The 19,272-nt window shown below is 34.7% G+C and carries 18 protein-coding genes; 3 read left to right on the top strand and 15 right to left on the bottom strand.

The window, feature by feature from the left end; all coding sequences use genetic code 11:
- Positions 1-2: 2 nt before the first annotated feature.
- The 15 genes from WFH39_RS05945 to WFH39_RS05875 all read right to left on the bottom strand — a co-directional run bounded on the left by WFH39_RS05945 (position 3) and on the right by WFH39_RS05875 (position 14,141).
- A complete protein-coding gene (locus tag WFH39_RS05945; RefSeq protein ID WP_336689160.1) occupies positions 3-818 on the bottom strand; it encodes a hypothetical protein in 816 nt (271 codons plus the stop codon).
- Positions 815-1,729: a glycosyltransferase family A protein gene (locus WFH39_RS05940; RefSeq protein WP_336689159.1), complete on the bottom strand. Its 915-nt coding sequence runs from the start codon at positions 1,727-1,729 to the stop codon at positions 815-817. Before WFH39_RS05940 ends, WFH39_RS05945 begins: the two co-directional genes overlap by 4 nt.
- The gene (locus WFH39_RS05935; RefSeq protein WP_336689158.1) at positions 1,729-2,550 is read right to left on the bottom strand and encodes a glycosyltransferase; all 822 of its coding nucleotides are present in this window, start codon (positions 2,548-2,550) and stop codon (positions 1,729-1,731) included. Before WFH39_RS05935 ends, WFH39_RS05940 begins: the two co-directional genes overlap by 1 nt.
- Positions 2,550-3,713 carry a glycosyltransferase gene (locus WFH39_RS05930; RefSeq protein ID WP_336689157.1) on the bottom strand — a complete coding sequence of 388 codons (1,164 nt, stop codon included), beginning with the start codon at positions 3,711-3,713 and terminating at the stop codon, positions 2,550-2,552. The genes WFH39_RS05935 and WFH39_RS05930 overlap by 1 nt, the downstream gene beginning before the upstream one ends.
- Positions 3,710-4,303: an acyltransferase gene (locus WFH39_RS05925; RefSeq protein ID WP_336689156.1), complete on the bottom strand. Its 594-nt coding sequence runs from the start codon at positions 4,301-4,303 to the stop codon at positions 3,710-3,712. The genes WFH39_RS05930 and WFH39_RS05925 overlap by 4 nt, the downstream gene beginning before the upstream one ends.
- Before the next feature lie 12 nt (positions 4,304-4,315).
- Positions 4,316-5,248: a glycosyltransferase gene (locus WFH39_RS05920; RefSeq protein WP_336689155.1), complete on the bottom strand. Its 933-nt coding sequence runs from the start codon at positions 5,246-5,248 to the stop codon at positions 4,316-4,318.
- Positions 5,239-6,165 carry a hypothetical protein gene (locus tag WFH39_RS05915; protein ID WP_336689154.1) on the bottom strand — a complete coding sequence of 309 codons (927 nt, stop codon included), beginning with the start codon at positions 6,163-6,165 and terminating at the stop codon, positions 5,239-5,241. Before WFH39_RS05915 ends, WFH39_RS05920 begins: the two co-directional genes overlap by 10 nt.
- Positions 6,166-6,167: 2 nt before the next feature.
- Complete coding sequence (locus WFH39_RS05910) at positions 6,168-6,848, bottom strand: acetyltransferase (protein ID WP_214588285.1); 681 nt, start codon at positions 6,846-6,848, stop codon at positions 6,168-6,170.
- Between the two features lie 4 nt (positions 6,849-6,852).
- Complete coding sequence (locus tag WFH39_RS05905; RefSeq protein ID WP_214588286.1) at positions 6,853-7,557, bottom strand: WbqC family protein; 705 nt, start codon at positions 7,555-7,557, stop codon at positions 6,853-6,855.
- Position 7,558: 1 nt separating this feature from the next.
- The gene (locus WFH39_RS05900) at positions 7,559-8,641 is read right to left on the bottom strand and encodes a DegT/DnrJ/EryC1/StrS family aminotransferase (RefSeq protein ID WP_336689153.1); all 1,083 of its coding nucleotides are present in this window, start codon (positions 8,639-8,641) and stop codon (positions 7,559-7,561) included.
- Between the two features lie 8 nt (positions 8,642-8,649).
- Positions 8,650-9,846, bottom strand: coding sequence for an ABC transporter ATP-binding protein (locus WFH39_RS05895; protein WP_336689152.1), 1,197 nt, complete (start codon positions 9,844-9,846; stop codon positions 8,650-8,652).
- Positions 9,846-10,688: an ABC transporter permease gene (locus WFH39_RS05890; protein ID WP_336689151.1), complete on the bottom strand. Its 843-nt coding sequence runs from the start codon at positions 10,686-10,688 to the stop codon at positions 9,846-9,848. Before WFH39_RS05890 ends, WFH39_RS05895 begins: the two co-directional genes overlap by 1 nt.
- 171 nt (positions 10,689-10,859) lie before the next feature.
- Positions 10,860-11,723: a glucose-1-phosphate thymidylyltransferase RfbA gene (gene rfbA, locus WFH39_RS05885; protein ID WP_336689150.1), complete on the bottom strand. Its 864-nt coding sequence runs from the start codon at positions 11,721-11,723 to the stop codon at positions 10,860-10,862.
- A 20-nt stretch (positions 11,724-11,743) separates the two neighbouring features.
- A complete protein-coding gene (gene rfbB / locus WFH39_RS05880; RefSeq protein ID WP_214588291.1) occupies positions 11,744-12,823 on the bottom strand; it encodes a dTDP-glucose 4,6-dehydratase in 1,080 nt (359 codons plus the stop codon).
- A gap of 4 nt (positions 12,824-12,827) precedes the next feature.
- A complete protein-coding gene (locus WFH39_RS05875; protein ID WP_336689149.1) occupies positions 12,828-14,141 on the bottom strand; it encodes a UDP-glucose dehydrogenase family protein in 1,314 nt (437 codons plus the stop codon).
- Positions 14,142-14,358: 217 nt separating this feature from the next.
- Here WFH39_RS05875 and rimP point away from each other — a divergent pair, with 217 nt between their 5' ends.
- The 3 genes from rimP to infB all read left to right on the top strand — a co-directional run bounded on the left by rimP (position 14,359) and on the right by infB (position 19,178).
- Entirely contained in the window at positions 14,359-14,826 is a 468-nt protein-coding gene (rimP, locus tag WFH39_RS05870) for a ribosome assembly cofactor RimP (protein ID WP_336689148.1), read from the top strand.
- A gap of 15 nt (positions 14,827-14,841) precedes the next feature.
- A complete protein-coding gene (nusA, locus tag WFH39_RS05865) occupies positions 14,842-16,077 on the top strand; it encodes a transcription termination factor NusA (RefSeq protein ID WP_116097380.1) in 1,236 nt (411 codons plus the stop codon).
- An 80-nt stretch (positions 16,078-16,157) separates the two neighbouring features.
- The gene (gene infB, locus WFH39_RS05860) at positions 16,158-19,178 is read left to right on the top strand and encodes a translation initiation factor IF-2 (protein WP_336689147.1); all 3,021 of its coding nucleotides are present in this window, start codon (positions 16,158-16,160) and stop codon (positions 19,176-19,178) included.
- The last annotated feature ends 94 nt before the right edge of the window (positions 19,179-19,272 follow it).

Raw genomic sequence — 19,272 nt, 5'->3', positions numbered from 1 at the left:
AATTATTTTAGCAAGTGATCATATTCATCTGAAGCATGGTTCCCTTTTTCATCTAGTTTCCATGAAGAAGAGTGGTTGGCAGTTTTTATATAGAATATATTTTCTTCTGTGAGATCATTGGGATTGAGATACCATCCTCCATGTTTACAGGTGAAATCTCCCGCCATTCTAATGGCCGTCATAAATTTAAATAAATTAAAAATCGTTTTAGGATACTTAGGTTTATATAATGCGAAAGTAGTATCTATAAAGGCAAAATAAATATTTTTTTCAAGTTCGTCCTGCCAGAAACGTTTTTCCCAAGTTTGAACTTTTTCTTTTAAAGGATAATAGTCGGGAATATCTTTGGTGTCAATTGCAAAACCTATTTTGTTTACTTTTTTATAATATTTAAATAGATAGTTGAGCATAACAGTCTCAAAATCTTTCGGTAGATTTTTATTTGGAACGATATCGGAGTCCGTAAGAAAATAAAATCCTTTTCCGTATTTCTTCTGAAGATCTCTGTTTTTAAAGAACACATCATGTCCAAAATTAGTATTCAGTTTTTCAACGGTTACGACGTTCTGAATTTCTGAATAATAATCTAAGAGCGGTTGGTAAGTAGACGCATTATCAATAATGATGATGTTTTTAAATTCTCTTCTGATCAGGAAATCAACAAGTTGCTTCAGATAAAAAAGCTGATTAAAATTGATGATGATAACCGGAATACTTTTATGATCCTGCATCTGGTGACGAACAGTACCATCAAATTTCATTAAAAATTTGAGATAAAGCGTATCTAAATGCAACATGAGTCTACGTTTTGTAATCATCCTTTTGAGTGTTTTATTTTGTTTTTGATTGACCAAACAGTTTTAGTCATATCGAAATATCTTTTCGGATAGCCTCTTTTCATAAGAATTTTAAAAAGTCTTAGATGAGGTCTTAGGAAGTTTTTCTCACAGAAACGAAGATGATCATTCAGCATTCTTATAAGAAAGCTCTTGTCGAAGTTTTCTGAATATTTATTCAGTACTGTTTCCCGCATCATGTGATAACCAAGATCTTTTTTTGCCTGTAAGGATAAATCGCCAGATATGCTGGAAGTGGACATTCTCACAGTAACTTTAGCATCTGCGATATAAAAAACTTTATTCAATCCCGAAAAAGTCAGAATGGCATAATCATCAGCTCCCCATGCAAAAGGGATTTTTAGAAACCTGTGCTTTTTATAAGCCGAGAGTGTAAAAATATTCTCAGATAAGCTGCTAGGCATTTGCCCTTTATATTTTCTTTTAAATAATTCTGGTGAAGCTATTATTCTTTCTTCAGTTGTTATGGAATGTAAAATGGCTTTGTTTTCATCTACAATATTATGGGAAAATTTAATAGCGGAGATATTTTCAGATTGTATCTGAGGCAGATTTTTATAAAATTCTTCCACAAAGTTTTCTGAAATAATGTCGTCATCACCTAATATCTGAAACCAGTCTTCTTTAACATTTTCCAGAATTCTTTCCCATTGCAATGCCAGGTTTTTCCCTCCTAAATTATCATTGTAATCAAAATAAAAATAAGAGAAATCACTCAAATATTTTTCAATGAGTGGTAAGGGGTCATCTGGACTTGCATCGTTCCCAATATACAATACAAAATCTCTGTTGTTTTGTGCCGCAACAGATTGTAAGGTTTCTTCAAAGAAATCTATTTTGTAGTAAGGGATAACAATGGCAAGGCGACTCATTATTGTGTAATAGTAAATTTAAGAAGTGGCAAATATTTTCTGCGACCAATTTTAAATATGGGAAAAAACTTTAAAATTTGAATAAGAGTTAAAAGATTTTTAGGATGATATTTGAAATAATCACGAACAAATCTTTCATACATCTGATATTCAAGATCTTTATTTATTGTAATATTAAAATTACTGCCAAGTTTATTTCTTGTATAGATATTGCTTTCCAACCATTTATGATCAGGATTTCCTTGAGAGAAATGTTCAATAAGGATCTCTGAAGTAACATAATTTTGATACTGTGAAGAAATACGCAGGCTTAATTCTGTATCATATCCGTGGTATCCTTTTAGATTTTCATCAAATTTAAATTTGTTGAAAATAGATTTTTTTATACCTAAAAAAACACCATCTACTGCAATTACTTTTTCTTTTTTAGTTTCGAAGGTCTTTTCTACTATTTTACTTCCTCCTTTTTTATGTTGAATTATAGAAATTTTTGCATTATTCATTGTAGTAAACCAACCATAAGGAGCCGCCGGAACGTATGTACCGCCTGCTATTCCTATTATCCCTGTTTTTGCTTCAGATAAGCTTAATATAAGAGGTTTCCCCCAATTCATTGTCGATATCAATATATCTTCATGTATAAATAGCAGATTGTCATATTTTGCTTTCTCGGCACCTTTGTTGTAAGCTTCACAAATCCCCATTAGAGCAGGGTTTTCTATTTTGATTACTTCAAATTCCACACCGCAGGTTTCCGCAATGTTTTTTTCGAGTGCAGCGAAATATTGGGGCTGGTAGGATGAGATGATGATGGAAAGCATTATATATTGTCAATTACGTTATAGATAGTTATCATAGAATTTTCCTTTGAAAATTGATGAACATTGTCTTTAATTTTTAATAACGATTTTTCACGAAATATTTTATCATTGTGAGTTTTTATTATTATATCTGCAAATTGATCAATATCTAAATAATCTGCAAGCAAGTTAGTACCATTCAAAAATTCTTCTACACCACCAGAGTCTTTAAAACCAACAATTGGCTTGTTAAACTCTGCGGCTAAATGCATTACTAATGGGAAAGGATCTTCTCTTGAAGGGAGTAAAAAACAGTCGAAAATGTTAACGTAATCATTCGGATTTTTAGTGTTCTCAACAAAAATAACTTCTTCCTCAACATCTAATTTTTGTGTATCTATTTTTGCAAATCTCACAAAAGGATTTGAATCATTTCCACCGATATTAAAAATCTTAAATTTAAGATTTGGATTTTTTTGTTTTATTCTTTTTGCTAACAAAGGTACTAGCTCGCTGCCTTTTCTTAATTCTTGAGTGCTTAAGGTTCCTAAGATAAATGTATCATCTGAAATATTGTACTGTTGTCTTAGTTCAGATGCTTTTGTCTTTATCTCATTGTCTTTTGATATGAAAGAATATGCAACTGAAATTTTGCTCGCAGAGATTTTATACCTTTGAGTAAGAAAATCCTTTACAGATTGAGAGCCTGCTAATATAGAGTCTAACGAGGATATTTTGCGAGACAGATCATGGGCGTCGTAGAAACTTTCTAATGCAAACTGAAGTTCGTGAGTGTATAATATTGTTTTAAGACCTTTTGTTTTAAATTTTTCTAAAATACTTAATGTAGCGACAGTCATCCCAAAAACGCAGTCATAGTTTTTTGAGGATAATTTCTCGACGGCAGCATTATACAAATCTTCCTGACTCAGTAAGTCATTTTTTAAAACAATAAAACGTCTTAGTATTCTTGTCACAATATTAGGGCGAGGCTGAAAATGTTTTATATTTACAGCAGTTGGTACAAGATCTGTGAAATCTTTTGCCATTGTTCCATTTAGCAGAATAAGTAAATCTACTTCATACTTCTGTGCATTCTGAATCTCTTTTAGCAATTCTAAAAGTAGGATTGGTGCGCCAGATCTTGTGGCTTCATGCAGTACAAAGAGTATTTTTTTTCTCATACTAAAGTCTCTAATATATGATTTTGATTATTTTTAACAATAGTATTATCAGGAATAGATTTGTGAATAATACAATTCGCACCTACAATACAATTATCACCAATCGTAACACCTTTAAGCACAATAACATTGCTTCCTAGCCAGCAGTTTTTGCCAATAATAATGGGCGCAGTAGAAAATTGATCTTTAGAGACATTAATGTTGGTGTTTTTAATGATTAAGTGATTGTGGTCATACAGTTTCACGCCTTCTCCAAAAAGGGTATCATCACCTATTTCTATACTTTCTAAACAATTAACCGAACAGAAATTATTAAAAAAAACTCTTTTACCTATTGTAAGTTTTGCTTTTGGATAAACCAAAATATTACAATAGTCTCGTAAAGAAAATCCTTCACCGATGGAAATATCCCCATATAAGACTCCGTTTCCCTTAAATATATTTGTTTCTTTCTTTTTGAAAGATTCGTGAATATTAATATTAGGATTCGAGGTAAATTGCCACCATTTTTTTTTTTCCTCAAATTCTTCGAGATCAGCTATGAAATTGAAGATTTTTTTGTAAATAAAATTTTTTATTTTTCGAAACATCGAAGTAATTTTTTAATTCTTTATCTTTAGTTTCTTTAAGATTTTAATTTTCAGTATTTTTAATAAATAATTTAAGCTGATATTTTTTTCTAAAAAGGTATGGTCTTTTATATTAAGCTCCAATTTCTTTTTATCTTCAAAAGGTTTTGAAAGGATGGCTTTAAAATTATCATATTGTTTTTTTAAATTTTCAAAAACAGGTATGTTGCTTTTAAAATGGCTCATTAAAAGCGTCATGCAAAACATGGCATTTACAGTCTGCTCTATATTGCTTTTTGTGCTCCAAACACCGCTTCCCACTCTGTAAACTGCCATTTCTTCAGGAAAATATTTAATCAATCCAAAAGAAGCATTAATCATGTGAAGCGGATAGTCTCCTATTGGAGAATATTTGAACCACGAAGGTAAAATCTTATCATTATTTCTAAATACAACAGAAGGAGCGTCAATAAAATTTCCTGTAGATAAATCTTCAATTGTAAAGGTTTTTTCGATTGAACCTGAATTAAAATTTTTGTGCTTCGTCTCCCCTCCTGAAATATCAATATATTTTACATTATGAAAACATATACTATATTCTTTGTTTTGCTCTAAAAAATCAACTTGTTTCTGAAGTTTAAGAGGATCTGTCCAGTAATCATCACCATCACATAAAGTAATATATTCACCATCACACATTTCCAACGTGGACATGAAATTTTCTTTACCCGGAATTCCGGTGCCTCTTTTATCCCTCAAATTCAGACGAATCATATCCGGAAATCTGGAAGCATATTCTTTTACAATTTCCCTTGTTCCGTCTGTTGATACATCGTCGCCAATTACAATTTCAAAATCAAAGTCAGTTTTCTGCATGAGAATTCCATCAATACATTTTGAAATATAATTGATGTGATTGTATGTTATTACATGACAGCTAACTTTTTTTCTTTTAGTTATTCCCATACAGCGAAGCCAATTCCGGTCTTTCCAAAACCGTTACCATTGTAAAATAAAATTTTTTTATTATTGGCTACAATTACCGAAGGATATGTCTGCATCGTAGAATCCCAGCCTGAATCCGAAAATTCAATACCGCTTTGAGCATCATTTCGATTCCAGTTTATCCCATCTTCAGATTCTGCATAGCCAATTCTGTAACTTTCCTTACCATCTCTATAATCAAAAGAACCTCTGTAAGTAAACCACATTTTATATTTTCCGTCTTCTATAATCACAGCAGGTCTTGCTGTACACTGATATTTTTCGGCAGGAGGGATACAGGTAATATTGGGACGAACCCAATTGATACCATCTGTAGAATGAGCATATTTAATTTCATATAATGGTTCCGGTTTACCGTCACTTATTACGAAACCTGTACTGGAAGCATACCACATGATCCATTGGTCATTATGTTTAATAACACATGGAGACGCTGTAAAAAACGGCTCATCTCTGTTACGTTCTACAATTGCTCCGGGAAATGCTTTTTCAAATGTTTCCCCATTATCATAACTGATTGCTAATCCTATCGCATTTCTGTAAGGTACCAAAACACTTGCATTCCATCCTACATAATAAAGATAAATACAGGTTTCTGATAACCGCACAACAGAACATGGCATAATTCCTCCATCATCAAATGTTCCTAATTCTCCGGGTTCTAAAACAGGTTTATCATGAATATATAATACTTCTTCAGGATTTTTTGCGGAAACATCAATATAGGTAGGAATGCTTCTTCCTTCTGAGTTTCTTGGAGCATAATAAATTCTTACAACATCTTCATTCAGTAATAATGCTGTAGGTACACATGCATGGGAAACCATCCAGTCGTTGTAATGATCAATATGGTGTATTCTTCCTTTTTTTTGCCACATATTTACCCTTTTGTTTTATGAGAAATACTATCTATATCAATACTCTTATCGTCTCTCATGGTAGATTTTGCACCCAGCCAAATGCTGAATTCAGGTGTGTCTTTTGTAATGATAGCACCCATACCAATTAAAGATGCTTTACCAATATTGGTTTCGTCACGAACTGTGGCATTGACTCCGAAAAATGAATTTTCACCAATTTCACAACATCCTGAAATAACTACATGAGAAGTGATAAATACATGGTCATGAATATTAGTATGGTGACCGATATGGTTTCCGCTCCATAAAACACAATTGTCTCCAATTGTTACAAAAGGCTGAATGGTATTATCTTCAAAAATAAAACAGTTTTCACCTACCGTAAGATCCGGCCATGTGCTTGCTTTGCTGGAAACATAGCTTACACATTTATACCCTTTTGCTTTTGCCTCTTCAAATTTTCTTTTTCTGAGAAAGCTCATTTGCTTAAAACTAATAGGTAAGAACATTTTATATTCAGAAGGCGGATAATGCTTTTCAATCTCTTCAAATGATACAACGGGAAGACCTCTGAACTCATTTTCAGTAATATAATCACTGTCTAAAGTGAAAGCTACCACTTCATGCGGGGAGTCATGCGTAAAATAAAAATGTGCTAAACTGGCTAACTGACTGGTTCCAAAAATTACAATTTTTTCCATAATGTTATTTTAATTCATATTTATTCAAAATATTTTTTATATCATCAATACTATTGAACATTAGTACGTCAATGATTGATAAGTGGGGAACAAAAATATTTTTAAACTGTTTATATTCCAAAGGTAATGATTTAATAAAATGTAAGGCTACTCCTTTCTGGGAAAAGTCTTCTTGTTTATAGAGTTCCTGCCCTCCAATGGCGTTAATATAATCTGTTGCGTCTTCCTGTTTGCAAATATCCAACAATCTTTCCTGTCTTTCTAAATTTTGATTTTGGTAAGATTGAGAAGAAATGATAAACTGAGTTGTAAATCCTAAATATCGGGAAACTGAAAGGATACTGTCTATTGCCAGATCGCTTATAGATCTATTTTTTTTATTAAAGACTTCTGCTACCAATTCATAAACAACACTAAAAAATGGTGCGTTTTTGTAGTTTTGAGAAAGTGTTAATAGAAATTTTGTTTTCCAGTTTTCATACAACTTTACATTTATTTCAGTATCTTTTATTAAGGTAAATGATGTTGCCTTAGACAAAGGAACTGTAAATAAAAAACTTTTTCCTGATAATAAAATATTATTTCTGTTGATCCAGCCTTGTTTGATAAAATTTACATCATCATAAAAAATGAATTTATCAACTGCATTAATCATTTGGAAATATCCTATATAAGGAAAAATGTAGGGTTGCATTACAGCAATTTTCATATTAATTATTTTGGAATCGAAGTATGATTCTTACAATATATTCTATTTCCTCAGGAGTTAGATCATAATAAAAAGGAAGACATAATACTCTTTTGGAAATATCTTCTGTTACAGGCAATTCTAATTTTGGCAAATAAGGCAATGCTGAAGCAAGGCTTGGATAAAAATATCTTCTTGTATATATCTGTTGCCTTTCCAATTCCGCCTTAAGCTGTAAAAGAACTTCTTCACTTTCTAAAATAATAGGATAATAAGCATAATTTTCCTTAGACTGAGAATGCCAAATTGGTTTTTTATATTTGAACGTGGAAAGTTTTTTGTCATACAATTCTGACAAAGTTTTTCTCTTATCATGAATATTATTTATGTATTTCAAATTTGCAAGTCCCATCGCCGCGTGAAACTCCGAATTTTTACCATTGATCCCTACATCTGAGAAAGAGTCGAAACTTGCAATTCCAAAATTTCTTATGGATGCCAGTTTCTTTAATACATCAGGTTTTTTTGCTATAAGTAATCCACCTTCTATAGAGTGGTAAAGTTTAGTCGCATGTAATGAACAGGTAGAAATGTCTCCAAATTCAAAAATAGATTTTCCGTTAACTTCTACTCCAAAAGCATGTGCTGCATCATAAATGACTTTCAGATTGTGCTTTTTAGCAATTTGATCTATTGCTTCAACGTCACATGGATTACCGTAAACATGAGTTGCAAGAATAGCTGTAGTTTTTTCTGTAATTGCTGTTTCTATTTTTGTTGGATCTATGCAGAGACTTTTAGAATCTATATCCACAAAAACGGGCGTACATCCTTCCCAGACAATAGAACTTGTTGTTGCTACAAAAGAAAAAGGCGTTGTAATAATTTCACCTTTTAGATCCAAAGCTTCTATGGCCATTTGTATGGCAACAGTACCATTTGTTACAAATAGCAGATGGTTAACTTTTAGATGGTCTTTCAGTTCCAATTCCAATTGACTTGCCAATGGACCCATATTGGTGAGCCAGTTTCTTTTCCAGATGCCAGCTAGATATTTCTGATATTCTTCCTGAGGAGGTAAGAAAGGTTGGGTTACGGGAATCATAATAAATTTTAATGTAAAGTTATGATATTTTCGCTTTCTAATTCAAAGGGAATCCATTGTTCCTTTTCACCACCAACAGTAAACTCAATGATATTGTTAATACGGATATAAGGGGATTCTGTTGAGGGATCATAGAGTCCTAAATCTAATATATATTTTCCTAATGTAAAGAGAGGATTTTTCACAGTAATTTTATAAGTTATCTTTGATCCTTCTTTTATGTTTTCTCTATATTCTTTTACAGATATACCAGCAATTGGTTTTTGTTCTTTATCTTTAAACTCAAGATATAATATAGGTAATCTTTCAATAGCTGCATAAACCTCAAATTCGAATGTTAAATTGAAATCCTTATGACGATGAATTTTATTATTCAAAAGGTCTGTTTGAACCGAAATTAATCCGAAAGTTTTGGTATCGTATACTTTATTTTGATGGTTATTTGAAAATTTATTGTAATAAAGCTGTATCCCTTTTCCGATTTCTTTTCCGCAGTATTCAACTTTTCCATGATCCATTAAGATTACTTCATTGCAGATCCTTGATATCATTGGCATACTATGAGAAACAAAAATAACAGCAGTACGAGGGAGTAACTCGTCTATTTTGCTAAAACATTTCAGAATAAAACCCAGATCTCCTACAGCTAATACCTCATCAATGATCAGGATATCAGGTTCAAGATGAGCGGCAACCGAGAAGCCCAAGCGAACCTTCATTCCCGAAGAGTAGTTTTGTACAGGGGTATCTATAAATTCGCCAATTTCAGAAAAGTTTATGATTGAATTCATTTTTTCTTCAACCTCTTTTTTTGTAAATCCCAATATAGAAGCATTATTGTAAATGTTCTCTCTTCCTGTAAGTATAGGATTGAAGCCTGCACCTAGTTCTATTAAAGCGCCTATTTTTCCTCGCATTACAATCTTGCCTTTATCAGGATTGTAAAGCCCGTTTAAAACTTTCAGAAGTGTAGATTTTCCGGCTCCGTTATGTCCTATCAGTCCAATGCATTCTCCTCTTTTCAGCTCAAAACTTACATCATGTACAGCCCAGAACTCTTGAGGACGCAAATCTTTGTTCACGCGTAGCCCTAAAGTACTTCGAATGATATCTAAAGCTCCATATTTAAGAGAACTTTTAAGATTTTTGCTGAATTTCTTCGATACATTCTGTACGGAAACTAATATTTCGTTATCCTTTTCCATTATCCTGCGATTTTTTCAATAACGATTGGCATTGATTTTCTGAAAATGACCAGTCCAATTAGTAAAAAAAATATACTTAAAACCGTTAAACCGATTATGAATGTTAAAGACTGAGTTTCTGTTCCTGTCAATGTACTTCTGGTATCATTAATAATATAAGTTAAAGGATTTAGCTTAAATAAAAATTTAAAAAATCCTACCGAAGGAGCAGCGTATACAACAGGAGTTACATACATAAGGAAAGGGATTCCTGTTGTTAAAACTTTACTTATGTCGGTGTAAATTAACCCTAAAGGAGTTATTAGAAGACCAATGGCGAATGCGAAAATTATTAATGAAAAAATGTAAAAAGGAAAAAGTAGTAAATTCCAGGATGGTGTTATCTGATAAACAATCAGAATAAGAATTACCGGGATCATTTTTATTGCCAAATTGAACAAGGTAGTATATAGTCCCTTCATTAAAAGAGACTCCTTAGGAAAATTGATTTTTGAAATAATTGATTTTCCTGCATTGACAGAATTTATAGGACTTTGAATGGCTTCAGCAAAGATGTTCCAGGTAGTGGTTCCCAAAATCACAAAAACTGGGTAAGGTATTCCGCCCGGAATATTTACATTTACAACGCCGGAACCATTCAAAAATAACCAAACCAAGGAATTAATAATTACGGGAGCCAATATCCAAAAGAAACCTAGCAATGACTGTCTGTATTGAGCCTGTATGTCTCTTTTGGTCATTTGAAAGGCTAAAAAATTAGATGATCGAATGTCTTTATAAATAGAGGCAAGCTCTTTAAAAAAATGTGTTTCTTTATCAGATGTGTATACTACGGTTTTCAAAGTAGATTTTTTTCAAATTTATAACAATTAATTGATTTTCAATTTGTATGCGTTGTAAATTATTACTTGCATAAAATGAAAAAGTATAACTAATATATTAATATTTACTGTTATGAACAAAAAACTATCAGCCGTAAAGCCAATAGTTTTAAAATGTATTAATTTAGTCGATTATTTATTGACTAATTTTTTCAGGTATTCGCCATAACCGCTTTTTCCGTATTTGGTTGCGGTTTCCAGTAATTTTTCTTCGTCAATGAATTTATTTCTGAAAGCAATTTCCTCAATGCATCCTATTTTGAAGCCCTGTCTCTTTTCAATTACTCTCACAAACTCAGAAGCATCGTTTAAAGAATCAAATGTTCCTGTGTCCAGCCACGCTGTACCTCTGTCGAGAACACCTACTTCCAGTTTTCCTTTTTGAAGATATACATTGTTTACATCAGTAATTTCCAGTTCTCCTCTCGCGGAAGGCTGAATGTTTTTAGCAATTTCAACCACTTCGTTATCGTAAAAATATAATCCGGGAACGGCGTAATTTGATTTTGGTTTTAAAGGCTTTTCTTCGATTGAAACGGCTTTAAGGTTATCGTCAAATTCTACAACGCCATATCTTTCAGGATCTGAAACGTGATACGCGAAAACGACACCTCCATCCGGATTGGTTTTATTTTTAAGCAGAGTTCCCATTTCTGAACCGTAAAAAATATTATCGCCTAAAACCAATGCAGCGGCGTCATTTCCTATAAACTGATCTCCTAAAATAAAAGCCTGCGCAAGACCATCCGGACTTGGCTGAACCACATATTCTATATTGCATCCGATCTGAGATCCGTCTCCCAATAATTTAACAAATCCTTCCTGATCGTGAGGCGTTGTAATAATTAAAATATCTTTAATTCCTGCTAATAGCAATGTAGAAAGAGGATAATAGATCATCGGTTTATCGTAAACAGGCATTAACTGCTTGCTGACAGCGATGGTAAGAGGGTAAAGTCTGGTTCCGGAACCTCCGGCTAAAATGATACCTTTCATCTTTTAATCTGTGTTTAATTTTAATGATACTGTTTTTCGTAATATTTCTGATAGTCTCCACTCGTTACGTGTTCCAGCCATTCTTTATTCTCAAGATACCAGTCAATAGTTTTTGCCAGGCCTTCTTCAAATGTTACCGATGGCTTCCAGCCAAGATCTTTATTCAGTTTTGTTGCGTCAATAGCATATCTTTTATCGTGTCCCGGTCTGTCTTTTACAAAAGTAATTAATTTTTCAGAGTAGCCTTCTTCTCTGCCTAATTTAGCATCCATTTGCTTGATTAATTCTCTTACCAAATCAATATTCTGCCACTCATTAAAACCTCCGATATTGTATGTTTCTCCTGTTTTAGCTTCATTGAAAATCTGGTGGATTCCTTTAGCGTGATCGATGACAAAAAGCCAGTCTCTTGTATATTTCCCGTCGCCGTAAATAGGCAAAGGTTTTTCATTGATGATATTTGAAATACATAGAGGAATCAGTTTTTCCGGAAAATGATTCGGGCCGTAATTATTTGAACAGTTCGAAATAATAAACGGCATTCCGTAAGTATTTCCATACGCTCTCACCAAGTGATCTGAAGCTGCTTTTGAAGCCGAATATGGAGACTGTGGATCATATGCTGTGGTTTCTAAGAAAAAACCGGTCTCTCCTAAACTTCCATACACTTCGTCTGTAGAAACATGATAGAAAAGATTCGTTCTCTTCTCATCAGGGAATCTTCCATGCGTATGGTCCGGATTTAACGTCCAGAATTCCTTACAAAGATTCAGAAGATTGGCAGTTCCGTTCACGTTGGTATTGATGAATGCCATCGGGTCTGTAATGCTTCGGTCTACGTGACTTTCTGCAGCTAAATGCACTACTGCATCCGGATTATATTTTTCGAAAACTTTTCTTAATTCTTCAGGTTTTGTAATATCGGCTTTTTCGAAAACGTAATTCGGCTCATTTTCGATATCCTTAAGATTTTCAAGATTTCCTGCATACGTAAGTGCATCAAGGTTGATGATCGTTGTTTCAGGATTGTTTTTTACAAACTCTCTTACCACGTGCGAACCGATAAAGCCGGCTCCTCCCGTAATGATTATATTTTTCATTTGATTAATTTAAAACTGTTTTGCGTCCGATACTTTTATAATAAAAACCATTCTGCTCAGGAATTTCCAGTGGATATATATTTCTTCCGTCAAAAATCACCTTATTGTTCATTCTTTTCTCCATCAGTTCGAAATTCGGGTTTTTGAATTCCGGCCATTCTGTTGCAATAAACAAAGCATCTGCGTTGTCCAGAGCTTCGTACATATTTTTTGCGTATTGGATTTTATCTCCTAACAATTTCTGAACATTATTTTCGGCAACCAGATCATAAGCAACAATCTTTGCCCCTTTTTCTAAAAGCAACGCAATATTATCTAATGAAGAAGCCTCACGAATATCATCGGTATTCGCTTTGAAGGCTAATCCCCACATTGCGATCGTTTTCCCTTCGATATTTCCTCCAAAGTATTTTTCAATTTCAGAAACAAGAATTACTTTCTGAGCAATATTTACGTTTTCGGTCGCTTCTAAAATCTGAAAATTAAAATTTTCCTGCTTTCCGGATTTTATTAATGCTTTCACATCTTTTGGGAAACAGCTTCCGCCGTATCCGATTCCCGGAAACAAAAATCGATGACCGATTCTGTCGTCACTTCCCATTCCAAGTCTTACTTTATCCACATCAGCGCCAACTTTTTCACAGTAATTGGCAATTTCATTCATGAAAGTAATTTTTACTGCCAAGAATGAGTTAGCTGCATATTTTGTAAGCTCAGAAGATTTTTCATCCATAAAAATAATAGGAACTCCGGTGTTGGTAAATGGCTGGTAAATTTTAGCCATAATTTCCTGTGCCTTTTCAGAACTTGCTCCAACAACCACTCTTGCAGGATTCATAGAATCTTCTACTGCGAAACCTTCCCTTAAGAACTCAGGATTGGAAACCACATCAAAAGGAATCCAGGTTTTTGAAGCGATAACTTCACGGACTTTATCAGCTGTTCCTACGGGAACGGTACTTTTATTAACAATAACTTTGTATTCCGTCATCATTTCGCCAATATCGTTTGCTACTTTCAGTACATAAGAAAGATCTGCGGATCCGTCTTCTCCGGGCGGAGTAGGTAAGGCTAAATAAATAACTTCGCTTTTATCCAAAGCTTCTTTTAGATTGGTAGTGAAAAATAATCTTTCAGCCTGTATATTTCTCAGGAACATTTCTTCAAGATTCGGCTCATAGATGGGAACTACGCCGTTTTTCATACCTTCTACTTTTTTTTCATCAATATCTACACAGTATACTGAATTGCCAAGTTCTGCCAAAGTGGTTCCTGTAACCAGTCCTACATAACCTGTTCCTACAATGGTAATATTCAAAATGTATGTTTTTAAAAAATTCAAACACAAAAGTAATAAAAATACCATGATCTGAGTCTTTAATTTCGTGTAAATAAAATTTAAGTTATCATATTGATAATAAGATATTTTGCTTTTCCAAGAAAAAGTCGTATATTTGCAATGGATTTACGGAAAAACATGGGAAGGCCTTCGGAAGAAAGCCTTTTTTCGTACTGGTAAATCAAGATTTTAAAATATGGAGTTTAGAAAAAGAATTGAAGAATTATTACATGAATTCCTCGAGACCAGAAAAGATCTGTTTCTTATTGATCTGAAAATTTCTGCGGGGGATGACATCACAGTGATTTTGGATGGTGACAATGGTGTTTCTTTACAGGACTGCCTTGATGCAAGCCGCGCGATAGAATTTAATATGGATCGCGAAGAACATGATTTCAGCCTGCAGGTAATGTCTGCGGGATTGAGCGAGCCTTTGGCAACTCCAAGACAGTTTGCAAAAAATATCGGAAGAGAAATTGAAGTTTTACTGAATGACTCTACAAAAACGGAAGGCGAACTGGCAAAAGTAGATGAAGAAAAAATCACACTGATCCGGCGTTACCGCAAACCGAAAGACATCGGTAAAGGAAAAGTGGATGTGGAGGAGGAAAAAGAAATTCCGTACTCTGAGATTAAAAAAGCATTAGTAACAATTAAATTTTAAAAGAAAAAAGAATAAATGGACAATATAGCGTTGATTGAATCCTTCGGTGATTTTAAAGACGAAAAAGGGATCAGTAAGATTGATCTTATGGCAATTATTGAAGATTCTCTGAAGACACTTTTGAGAAAAAGATATGATTCGGATGATCATTTTGATGTGATTGTAAACCCTGATAAAGGAGATTTTCAAATATTTTTAAATAAAACCATTGTGGAGGACGAAATGTCTGAAGATGATGATCTGGAAATCGAGATATCTGAAGCTAAGAAAATTGACCCTACTTTTGAAGTGGGAGAAGATTTTACGATGGAAATTCCTGTTGCACAGTTGGGAAGAAGAAATATTCTTACCCTGAAGCAGATCTTGGCTACAAAATTGCAGGAGCACAACAATGCGATGTTGTACGAGCAGTTTAAAGACAGAATCGGGGAAATCGTAGTAGGAGAGATCCACCATATCCGTCATAAGCACGTGATTTTGCTGGATGATGAAGGGAACGAATTCATTTTGCCTAAAGAAAACCAGATCCCATCCGATTTCTTTAAAAAGGGTGAGAATATCAGAGCTATTGTTGAAACAGTAGATTTCAAAGGTTCAAAGCCGCAGATTATTATTTCCAGAACTGCACCTAAATTCTTAGAAAAACTATTAGAGCTGGAAATCCCTGAAATTCAGGACGGAACTATTATTCTTAAAAAAGTAGTGAGAATTCCTGGAGAAAAGGCGAAGATTGCAGTAGATGCTTACGACGACAGAATTGATCCGGTAGGAGCTTGTGTGGGAGTGAAAGGATCCAGAATTCACGGAGTGGTAAGAGAGTTGAGAAATGAGAACATCGATGTTATTCAGTGGTCTAAAAACCCTGAGATTTTGGTGAAGAGAGCTTTAGGAAACGTTACCATCAATAAAATTGACATCAACGAGGAGCAGGAATATGCTTTAGTATATACTCCGGTTGAAGAGATTTCTAAAGTAATCGGAAAACAGGGTCAGAATATCAGACTTGCTTCTTGGTTGACAGGTTATGAGATTGATGTACACAGAGAGTCCAGCGAAGATGATGATGTTGAACTTACAGAGTTTAACGATGATATCGAGCAGTGGATTTTGGATGAGTTTAAAAAAGTAGGTCTTACTACTGCAAAATCAGTTTTAGATAAAGAAACTGTAAGCTTGCTGAATATGGTCGACCTTGAAGAGGAAACGATTGAAGAAGTGAAGCGTATTCTTAGAGAAGAATTCGAAGATTAAGATTTGTAAATAAATTTTAATAAACAGTAAAAAAGAAATACTTTAATTTTAAGAATTAAAAAAAATAGTAAATAATATAGATGCCAAAAATTAGATTAAATAAAGCGGTTAAGGAATTCAATATTTCGATGTCCAGATTAGTAGAATTTTTACAGTCAAAAGGCATTGAGGTTGAAAGCAATCCTAACGCTCAATTAGAAGAAGCGGCATATTCTGCATTGGAGGCTGAGTTTGCCAAGGACGGCGAACAGCGTAAAGCTTCCCATGAGGTGGTGATCACGAAAGTTCCGGAAGAAAAACTGGAAATTGAAGAAAAGAAAACCCCTGAAGTAATAAGAGCTAAAGCTAACAAACCGGAAACTAAAATTTTAGGTAAAATAGATTTAGAACCTAAAAAACCTGAAGTGGAAGAAGTTCCGGCTCCAAAACCACAGCCTGTGGTGGAAGAGAAAAAAGAAGAAGTTGCACCTGCTCCTGAAGTTAAGGCAACTCCTGAAAAGCAGGAATTTAAAGTTCTTGATAAAATAGATCTTTCCCAGATCGAATCCAGAAACAGACCTGTGAAAAAAGATAAACCAAAAGCGGAGGAGAAGAAAGAAGAAGAAAAACCTGTGGCTAAACCTGCAGAACCTGTAAAAGAAACTCCGCAGCCTGTTGTTGCTGAAAAGCCGGTTGCAAAACCAGCTGAAGAAAAACCGGCTGAACCTGCAAAAGCAGAAGAGGAGTCTCAGGAACCACAAAAAATTGAAACCGTTTATCAAAAACTTGACGGTCCTAAAATCGTTGGAGAAAAAATCGATTTAACTCAGTTTGCACCTAAACCTGGAGCTGGAGCTAAAAAGAAAAGAAAGAGAATTGAGAAACCGGGCGGAGGAAATCAGCAGGGTGGAAACAATAACCAACAGGGAGGAAATAATCAGGGACAAGGAAACCGTCCACAAGGACAGGGAGGTCAAGGTGGAAACCGTTTTGGAAATAACCAGGGCGGGCAAGGAAACCGTCCTCAAGGTCAGGGTGGACAAGGAAACCGTCCACAAGGACAGGGAGGTCAAGGTGGAAACCGTTTTGGAAATAACCAGGGCGGACAAGGAAACCGTCCTCAAGGTCAAGGTGGACAAGGTGGAAACAGAGGTGGATTCAACAGAGGCGGACAAGGAGGTAACAGACCGGGTCAGAGAACGATGCCTGTTGAGTTAACAGACGAACAAGTTAAAAACCAGATCAAGGAAACCCTTGAAAAATTAACCAATAAAGGAGGTAAATCTAAATCTGCAAAACACAGAAAAGATAAAAGAAACTTCCGTAGAGAACAGGACGAGCGTCAGCAGGAAATTGATGCGGCAGACAGAACATTAAAAGTAACAGAATTCATCACGGTTGGTGAATTGGCAAGTTTAATGAACGTATCTCCTACAGAAGTAATTTCTGCCTGTTTCTCATTAGGTGTAATGGTTACCATGAACCAGAGGCTTGAAGCAGATACCTTATTGCTGGTAGCTGATGAATTTGGTTATAAAATAGAATTCTCTGATGCAGATCTTGAAGATACTGATTCTGAAGACGACATTGATAACGAGGAAGATCTTCTTCCGAGAGCTCCGATCGTAACGGTGATGGGTCACGTAGACCACGGTAAGACTTCATTACTGGATTACATCAGAAAAACCAATGTAATCGCTGGTGAATCAGGAGGAATTACTCAGCATATTGGTGCTTATAACGTGAAACTGGAAAACGGACAAAGAATTACATTCTTAGATACGCCGGGTCACGAAGCCTTTACGGCAATGAGAGCGAGAGGTGCACAGGTTACCGATATTGCAATTATCGTAATTGCTGCGGATGATGATGTAATGCCTCAGACAAAAGAAGCGATCTCTCACGCACAGGCTGCAGGGGTTCCGATGATTATTGCAATCAATAAGGTTGATAAACCGAATGCGAATCCTGATAACATCCGTCAGCAGCTTTCCGGAATGAATATTTTGGTAGAAGAATGGGGTGGAAATGTTCAGGCGCAGGAAATTTCAGCTAAATTTGGTAACAATGTCGATGTATTGCTTGAAAAGGTTTTATTACAGGCTGAATTACTTGAATTAAAGGCAAATCCTGATCGTTCCGCTAACGGAGTTGTTATCGAAGCATCTTTGGATAAAGGTAGAGGTTATGTAGCAACTATGTTGGTGCAAACCGGAACTTTAAGAGTTGGTGATTATGTGGTAGCTGGTAAAAACCACGGTAAAGTGAAAGCTTTGCTTGACGAGAGAGGTAAAAATCTTTCAGAAGCAGGTCCTTCAATCCCGGCAACTATTTTAGGTCTGGACGGGGCGCCTACAGCGGGTGATAAATTCCGTGTTTATGCAGATGAAAGTGAAGGTAAAGCAATTGCCAACAAGAGAGAGCAGCTTCAGAGAGAACTTTCCATCAGAACTAAAAAGCATACGACACTTGAAGAATTGGGTAGACGTATTGCTTTAGGAGAATTCAAAGAGTTGAATATTATCCTTAAAGGTGACGTAGATGGTTCGGTAGAAGCATTGTCTGATCAGTTACAAAGATTATCAACAGAAGAGATCAGCGTGAAAATCCTTCACTCAGGGGTTGGACAGATCACTGAATCTGATATCAACTTAGCAGCAGCATCTGATGCAATTATTATTGGATTCAACGTAAGAGCCGGAGCAAATGCAAAAGATCTTGCGGACCGTGAAGAAATTGAGATCAGAACCTATTCTGTAATCTACAAAGCGATTGATGAGGTAAAAGAAGCAATGGAAGGGATGCTTTCTCCTGAAATTCAGGAGCAGGTTATCGGTAATGTTGAAATTCGTGAGGTCTTCAAAATTTCTAAAGTGGGAACCATTGCAGGTTGTATGGTTCTTACCGGAAAAGTTACCAGACAGTCTAAAGTACGTTTGCTAAGAGACGGTATCGTGAAATTCGATGGTGAACTTGAAAGTTTAAAACGTTTCAAAGATGATGTGAAAGAAGTAACCAAAGGTTACGAATGTGGATTGAACCTGAAAGGCTACAATGATATTGAACAAGGCGACATTCTTGAAGTTTATGAAGAAGTTGCTGTGAAGAAAAAGTTAAAATAACATAATATTTTATCTATATGAGACAATAATCCGACTGTATAAGTCGGATTATTTTTTTTAATTTATAATTATTCTAAATAATATTTGGTGTTAT

It is taken from the genome of Chryseobacterium sp. MMO-72, from assembly GCF_037146035.1.
Classification (GTDB): domain Bacteria; phylum Bacteroidota; class Bacteroidia; order Flavobacteriales; family Weeksellaceae; genus Chryseobacterium; species Chryseobacterium indicum.
The sequence above is the reverse complement of the archived record's forward strand: the minus strand, read 5'-3'. Positions and strand labels throughout refer to the sequence as shown.